General features: G+C 51.8%; 9 protein-coding genes. All 9 read left to right on the top strand.

The features are described 5' to 3' along the window. On the top strand, positions 1 to 283 hold a 283-nt coding region (locus ACFSR7_RS36095; protein ID WP_378169544.1), incomplete at its 5' end, for a ribbon-helix-helix domain-containing protein. Between the two features lies 1 nt (position 284). Continuing rightward, positions 285 to 431, top strand: coding sequence for a hypothetical protein (locus ACFSR7_RS36100; protein ID WP_378169545.1), 147 nt, complete (start codon positions 285 to 287; stop codon positions 429 to 431). Then, complete coding sequence (locus ACFSR7_RS36105; protein WP_378169547.1) at positions 415 to 1,617, top strand: replication initiation factor domain-containing protein; 1,203 nt, start codon at positions 415 to 417, stop codon at positions 1,615 to 1,617. The genes ACFSR7_RS36100 and ACFSR7_RS36105 overlap by 17 nt, the downstream gene beginning before the upstream one ends. Before the next feature lie 343 nt (positions 1,618 to 1,960). Next, on the top strand, positions 1,961 to 2,299 hold the full coding sequence (locus ACFSR7_RS36110; RefSeq protein ID WP_378169548.1) for a hypothetical protein: 339 nt from the start codon (positions 1,961 to 1,963) through the stop codon (positions 2,297 to 2,299). Positions 2,300 to 2,530: 231 nt separating this feature from the next. Next, positions 2,531 to 2,677 (top strand): hypothetical protein, encoded by a 147-nt coding sequence (locus ACFSR7_RS36115; RefSeq protein ID WP_378169550.1) that lies wholly within the window; start codon positions 2,531 to 2,533, stop codon positions 2,675 to 2,677. Between the two features lie 130 nt (positions 2,678 to 2,807). Continuing rightward, entirely contained in the window at positions 2,808 to 3,089 is a 282-nt protein-coding gene (locus ACFSR7_RS36120) for a hypothetical protein (RefSeq protein ID WP_378169551.1), read from the top strand. A gap of 62 nt (positions 3,090 to 3,151) precedes the next feature. Beyond that, positions 3,152 to 4,522: a hypothetical protein gene (locus ACFSR7_RS36125; protein WP_378169553.1), complete on the top strand. Its 1,371-nt coding sequence runs from the start codon at positions 3,152 to 3,154 to the stop codon at positions 4,520 to 4,522. 151 nt (positions 4,523 to 4,673) lie between these two features. Next, positions 4,674 to 5,582, top strand: coding sequence for a zonular occludens toxin domain-containing protein (locus ACFSR7_RS36130; protein ID WP_378169554.1), 909 nt, complete (start codon positions 4,674 to 4,676; stop codon positions 5,580 to 5,582). Further along, positions 5,548 to 5,733 (top strand): hypothetical protein, encoded by a 186-nt coding sequence (locus tag ACFSR7_RS36135; protein WP_378169556.1) that lies wholly within the window; start codon positions 5,548 to 5,550, stop codon positions 5,731 to 5,733. The genes ACFSR7_RS36130 and ACFSR7_RS36135 overlap by 35 nt, the downstream gene beginning before the upstream one ends. Positions 5,734 to 5,962: the final 229 nt, after the last annotated feature.

Genomic DNA, 5,962 nt, shown 5'->3' on the forward strand with positions numbered 1-5,962 from the left:
AACGCTGGAACAAATGGCGGATGGTTACGTAGATGATGTATTTGATTCGAAAGAGGAAACCGAAATCAAACCCGATGAAACGGCGACGCCTCCCTCCCCTTCATCTCGTGGTGGCGCTCGTGCTGGTGCTGGCCGCAAGTCAATCGGCGTCAAGCGAACCGTATCAATCGCCCTTCCCCAGGAAGGTTGGGATCAGATCGACAAGGCTATCGCGTCGGGCGAATTTAAAAGTGCTTCCCAGTTCTTTCGGTTCCTCATGGGCTTCACGGAAGGAGGCGATTAAGTTGGATATCAAGTACCTTTGCAAGTGTACGCATCCTCATTCTGGCGCTGTTCATTATGAGTGGTTGACGGATGAATGGATTGCTAACTGGACGTTCTTCTTTACGATTGAGAAAGTGACGGAGGTCGGCGATGGCGAAACAACGTGAACTAATTTTTCTCGTGGACTGGCTACAGTTCACGCTGCACCGGACGGAACTCCCTCACGTCTTCGATCTGATCGGCATCCCCGAGCAGGATTTCATGGACATGCCGACCGGCCGTTACAGCTATGCTGCGCGTAAGACCTGCGGCTCGATCTCGGTCATGTACGGCGGTCGCGAAGGCATGGGTATCCACGTCGAGTTTGAGGGCCAAGGTTGTCGGCAGTATGAGACGTACTATGATGTGCCCTGGGAAGTGCTGTTCGAACGGATCGCGCACGAACGGGGCGATTATAGCCGGTTGGACCTCGCTATCGACGAGCTGCGTTACGATGGCCAGGACCCGTATTGGACCGTAAAGAAGCTTATCCGGAAGTCAAAAGACGGTGCCACTCGGTCGAAGTTTAAAACGGCTCATCGGATTGAGAAAATCAAGCTTGGCGACGGCAGCTCGGCCGGTGACACGATCTATTTTGGATCCGCGCAATCGGATATTCAGTTCCGGGCGTATCAAAAGGATCTCGAACGCCTGGGCGCTGGTTACGATCTGGTCGAAGGTCTCTCCTGCTGGAATCGTTTCGAGGTTCAGCTTAGAGACAATCGGGCGGCTGCTGCAGCTCGTTCCGTCCTGGAGGGTCGAACGGCGGATCATCTGATTAACGGCATCATTCGAAATTACCTGTCTTTTTGCCTAAAGACGGAAGATAGCAACAAGTCACGCTGGCCGATTTGCGATTGGTGGCTCGATTACCTGGGCGACGCCGAAAAATTGCGCTTGGCAGAAAAGGCTCCAGACAAGACGATAGAACGCAAGAAGGAATGGATTGATAAGCAGGTCCTCCCTACTCTCGCTGAAATCTGGGTGGCCGAAGGTAAACCCGGCGAAGACTGGTTCGCGGATTTGCTCACGGACGGCATGGACCGGATGACCGAGCAGCAATGGGATCGGGCCGAGATGTATCGGGCCAGGTGGACGCAGGAACAGTCGGTACGATTTGAGCAACGCAAGGAAAGGCGCGAGGAGCAGCGAGCCTTGTTTGAGAAGCGCATGGTACGCTATAGGCAAGGCCTGGAGGATAAACGGCGAGCTGAGAGCGACCGGAAGCTACAGCGCAGCCTAGATAAGCGTATGGACGCTTTGGGCATGAAAAAAGAGCCGCTAGCGACGGCTCCTACGGACAAGTCCCTGTGAGAGACGGTATCCCAAATATACTTATTGCCAGATTACAACAGTTAAGAGATAATAGACCTAGTTAAATAACGGTAGAGCTGCCGTCAGTCTTGGCGGACACGGTAGCCCTACCTGTGAGGCATCTAGTTAGCGCTAGGTGCCTCCGTGAATTAATCATACCCGAACGCGTTCGTATTCTAAAGGGAACGCACGTTCGTGTCAAGCGTCCGCCAAATGTTGGTGGGCGTTTTTTATTGCCTCCATCCATTTTCAAAATGTGTGGATTAGTGCAAATGAAAAATGGCCCAAAAATCGCCCCGTCATCAATTATTAAAATTCTCTCATTTTTGAGGAGGAAGCCAAAATGAATACTGGATTGTCTACGCGCGTTATCGTTCTGGGTGCAAGTCGTTACAAGTTCCCAAATCCGGACACCGGGGAAGTCATCGAGGGCAGCAAGGTACATTACGTTGAGCAGAATTTCACGCCGGAAGCCGATAGCCTCGGCGCGATCCCTCAGACGGCGAACCTGGACTATGAGTTCATCAATGAGCTGCGTTCGATCCCAGGCGTGTACGATGCCGAATTTTCCATCAGCCTGCGCCGGAAAACGCCGACGATTAAGGTTACCGGATTCAAACATGTGGGTGCCTTCTCTCTCGCCGATCAGCCGCAGAAGCAGCCGGAGCCGGTAGCGAAGTAATGATCGTCGAGACGCTGCTCATCGTTGCATTGTTCGCGGCGGTCGCGCAGCTGCTCATCCTTCGAGGCCATAACCGATGATTCTGTTGCATTGGCTGTGGCTGTTCATCTCATCGGCTGCCGGTTGGGTCTGGTTGATGGTTAGTACCTTACCGATTGAAGGTTGGGGAGTTGCGGCGCTGCTGCTGATATTGCGGATCACGCTATGGGTGCTGAAATTTCGGAGGAGCATATGACGGAAGATCAAGCAGCTCAAATGTTGGACAAGCTTGACCAGGTGAACCTGGTGGGCGCGTATATGCTCGGCGCACTCGGCTTCCTCATCGGACTTTTGATTATCGTTGCCTTTTTCATAGGCTTGGGAGGTTCGAGCAAATGAGCGCCGATCTGACGAAGATTTTAATTACGTGCGTAGGACTCGGGATGGTCGTATCGGCTATGTTCTGTTTTACGGGGCTGGCTGTTCGATATAGCAAGACCATGATGAATATGATGGGGAGGTGATTTCAATGATTCAGGCTATGCAAGCTCTTAAGACCAAGTGGGGCAAGCGTTTCAGCGCGGCTACCCTGTCGCTTTGCTTGATGATCGCGATGGCGGTACCGGCTTTCGCTGCTGGTACAGAAGTAGCTGACGCTGACACGGTCTCGGCGGTAACCAGCGCTATGACGATTGTAAAGCTGACGGCGGTCGCGATCCTGGCGGCGGTCGCTGTGATCGCCATCGTACTTTTCGGTGGCATCTACGGCTGGAGATATGGCAAGAAGGTCTTCACGATCATTGCGAAGTAACCTTTTTCAAAGGGCGGGGACCTAGCGGCCTCGCCCCTTTTACTATTCGGGGGGCGTTGTCCGTGGCTTTGGCCAAAAGATCGTTAGCGGCGTTAATGGCCGTTTTGATATTGGTTACTTTAATCATTCCTCCGCAGAAAAAGGCGGGCGCGGTTCTTCCGGCATTGGCTGTTGGAGCTGAAGCAGGTATCGGTGCTTATGTCTTGGCTGCGTTTGCTGTCTCGGCAGGAGCCGAACTCCTTGGATATACAGAATACGGTGCAGATGTGAACGAACGTGCTAGGCGTACATGGATTAATGCGAACCAGGCAATTAAAGATAGCATTGTAGCTAGTTACAACGCTGCTGCTAATGCTGGAGACAACATGATGCACTTGGGTGCAGACGTGATAGCTTATCTACGTAGCGAAATGAAAGGCTCAGTGATTGCATCATCTATAGTTTCTTATCCTCAAACAGACTGGATGACAAAGGCTGGGTTAAGTGGTGTATCTACGGGGAACGCATGGTATTACACGGCTGGCAAAGACTCAAATGGTAATTTGCTGAGGTTTTGGTATGGCAATATCAATGCCGGCTACTTTTATGTTTACGATAATCCATCATATCAATTTAGAATTGATCTCAACCTATGTAGTGATCCTAATGGACAGTGTACGATTTTGAGTTTACCCGGCGCTAATTTCTATAATTCTAAGGCAACGGCTGGATTGGATTTTGAATCTATTTTTAAGTTTTACATGTCGTTAGCTGGTGTCGTAGTGCGTCCTTTGTCGCTAGATACCTCATTAACTCAGGCTAAATTAAATGATTACGTATCAGATGCTATTCCTTTACCTTTGCCTGGAGATGTTGTCCCGTATCCGAAGACCTCAACAGGAACGTTGGACAAGGATGCAGCTCCTCTCGTTTGGGATCCTGCCTTACAAAAGTATAAAACGCAGTCTGGTTCAAAAGTTTATAATCCTGGTGATGTGGCTTGGAAATTTCCCGAAGCTGTTGTGCAGCCTAAGGCTAAACCGACTGACGTCCCTGTCGTTACCGTTCCGATAGGCGGTGTACAGACTAACGTCAAGACCGGCGAAAAGGTTGGAACGGATACAGGTACTGGTACAGGTAGTCTTGATTGGTCAATTCCGACATCTGCCGGACTCGACTTCACTCCCCTACTCGTTGCCGGGGACCTTACGAAAAAGTTTCCTTTTTCAATTCCGTGGGACGTATGGGGGCAGCTTAAGGTGTTCGATGTTCCTCCACAGGCGCCGCACATTCATATCGAGCAGCCGGTCGATATCAGCGGAATGCATTTTCCTATCATGATAGACATGGACATGTCGCAGTTCGATCCGTTCGCACAGATCGCGCGATGGTTCCTCATTATATGTTTTGATTTAGGTATCATACTTGGCCTTCGTAGGCTGATGCCGGAGTAGGTGACGACGTGGCCGCGTTTTTTATTGGACTGATCAATTCGATCATCAAGGGGCTCGGCACCGGGTTAGCCTGGTTGATCGCTTTGCTGCCGAACTCGCCGTTCAGCTCGCCGGCCACGCCGCCGGCTGCCATTCACTTAGGCTGGATAACTTGGATAATCGACTACCCGACGATGCTTGCTCATCTTGTCGTGCTGCTTGGAATATTGGGACTCTACTACGTCGTCCGGATCGCCGGGCGCTGGCTGAAGGTGTTGCGCGAATGATATCGATGTATTCAGGAACAATCGGCTCCGGCAAGTCCTATCATGCGCTGGAGGATGTCGTCGAGAAGTTGTCCAAGGGTTTCCACGTGATCGGGAATTTTCCTCTCACGTTTACGCCTGGGCAGATCCGGAAAGGCATGGCTGCACGCTATATGTTTTTGCCCGACGATCTGCTTATGGGCGTTACCGGCATCAGTGTGTTGCTACGGCTCTCGAGAGACATGGGATGGGATGAGGACGACCGGGAAGGCCTGTGCCTGGTTGTCATCGATGAAGCGACGAATTTCTTTCCTCGGGAAGACGCGGCGAAGCCGGAACAAAAACTATGGCGGGCGTTTTTCACACAGACTCGCAAACTCGGCTTCGACTTTATTCTCATCGTCCAGGACGATATGAGCTTGAACAAGACGATCAACAAATGTATCGAATATGACATTAAGCATCGGAAGATCAACAACGTATTTCCGTTCAAGTACCTGCCCTGGACGATATTTATGTACGTGAAATTCTGGAAGCAGCAGCGGCAGCGGCTGGGCAGCTCGAGCTCCATTTTTGTGAAGAGCTTCGCCAGAATGTATAAGTCAAAGCGCATGTTCGCCAACCTGGACGAGCAGCTCGACGTGATTCTGAAGGAAGCCAAGGTCGATGTGGACGCCTTGATTCCCGTATTCGGAAACTGCATCCCGGAAGAGGATGTGCGCGCGGGCGGCGGCCGCGGAGCGGAGGGCACCGCGCGTGAACCTCTGGAGGGTGCAGTTCATGAACAAGAAAATCATGAAGCTAACAGTGCCTGAGGATGTCTTCGAATATTTCCAAAAGCAGTCCGATCTCTCAGGCTTCGACAAGTCGTACCTTGTGACGCAAGTTCTCCAGGCGCACATAAAAGGCGCAGCAGCTCCCCTGCCCTACTCGGCCATCCTTGCCCAGTTCGGGAACAGTCTTTAGATTCAGGGGAGGTCTGGAGGGGACTTGTTAGGCCCCTCCGGTTATACACTGGCCCTTTTTGGGCCAGAACGTGGTCGGTGTGCGAGCAGCAGGTCGTTTGCCGAAAGTGGGAACATTTGGAAGCCAAGCAGCAGCCCCCATTGATACACGGGCTTGATCTTGGTTTAGGAACTGGAAAAGGATCGTAATGCACGAATGAACACCAATCGCCGCGCGCAGCGCGGCGACC

This window comes from Cohnella sp. GCM10020058 (assembly GCF_042683485.1).
Classification (GTDB): domain Bacteria; phylum Bacillota; class Bacilli; order Paenibacillales; family Paenibacillaceae; genus Cohnella.